This window comes from Vibrio sp. 10N.261.52.A1, from assembly GCF_002876325.1.
GTDB classification, from domain to species: domain Bacteria; phylum Pseudomonadota; class Gammaproteobacteria; order Enterobacterales; family Vibrionaceae; genus Vibrio; species Vibrio chagasii.
This window is the reverse complement of sequence record NZ_MCYD01000268.1, coordinates 1-1,353: the sequence shown is the minus strand read 5'-3', so window position 1 is coordinate 1,353 and position 1,353 is coordinate 1. Positions and strand designations below refer to the sequence as shown.

1 protein-coding gene is annotated in these 1,353 nt (G+C 42.0%); it reads right to left on the bottom strand.

The annotated features are described in order from the left end of the window. A partial coding sequence (locus BCT81_RS03440; RefSeq protein ID WP_133152517.1) for a retention module-containing protein occupies window positions 1-712 on the bottom strand: 712 nt, incomplete at its 3' end. Window positions 713-1,353 lie beyond the last annotated feature (641 nt).

Below are 1,353 nucleotides of genomic sequence, written 5' to 3'. Positions count from 1 at the left end.
CACTAGAGGTAATGTCGCTGTTGAGTTCACTAAGGAGCGAAGCGAGAGAAAGTGTTTCTGGAGCAAAAGAATCTGGGTCAAGCGCTAAACTACCCGCAACAACGGTATCTGTAACTGTCACCGATTGAGGGTAAGTATTGCCGGAAATGGAACCTTCGGTCAGTGTTTCAGCGATGGATTGACCACCGAGTGAGCGCGTTAGAGAGTTGGGGGTTTCTCTCTCTTCTACCCTAAAGTCCTTTTCAAGACCAAACGTCTCAAAAACTGTTTCAGGCCGAGTCTCCGTTCGCAATGCCACTATCTTTACGAAACCCCAATTAACCGAACCACCAGCGCTACCAGAGCCAGGGGCCTCAAGTATTTGAGTTGGATCGGCACCACCTAAAATGGCTTCTTGAATAGCCGCAAGATCGTCATCAGTGAATGAATCATCAGCAGCTTGCGCCAAATCGATATTCACCTCTCCAGCGATCGGTGCATCTGCCCAAGCCAAATCTTGATCGACACACCCAACACAATTGCCCTCAACCTCAACAGGGCCGCTAGGCAAACCTATTAGGAGTTCAGCATCATGCGCGGTAATAACAATCTCATTTTCACGGATGATATCGCCAACCGAAACTTTTCTGGCACTGCCGTCAGGCTTCACTACAACCACATCTCCACTAGCGGCTTCAACCATAGCAGACTGACGCGAAGATTTGTTATCCATACATCCTCCGATGTCACAAATCACTTCTTAAGAGCGGTGAACATAGTTTGTAATAGCGATCGCAGGCTTTTATTAACTTACATCTCGTTCTTCGGAATATATTCAAACGGTTCATCACAGAGATACAAAAAGAGAATAAATTTCGCCTGTTTTTTATATTTTACTTACCTTTAAGTCTAGTCTTCCCCATAAAAAATGCCATGTCTGTGCTAGTAGACGCCTTCTTACAAAGATGTCTATTTTCTAAGGGTTTCCAGAACACTAGTTAAAAGTTAGTAGGGTGCTGATTTATATGCAAATAAACTCACAATAATACGCACCTCTGAATTTCATAAATTTATACCGCAATAAAGTTAACAAATCATTAGCGAAAATAAGGCATTAATTGAAGTGAGCTATGCATCAACAACTAAACAGCAACAATTCCCATCTTTGAGACAATAAGCAGGCTATTGATTTATATAAACCACAAAAAACCAATAAAATAAGTTGCATAAGAGATATTTAGCAGCAGATTAACTAACTTTTCCCATAAGCGTTATGGGGCTTTGTGATGGCTCAGTCAGTTGGATGGTTAGAAAACAAAAAAGCCCACTAAGTTAAACCTTAGTGGGCTTTAAAAACAGTATATGGCGTTATGC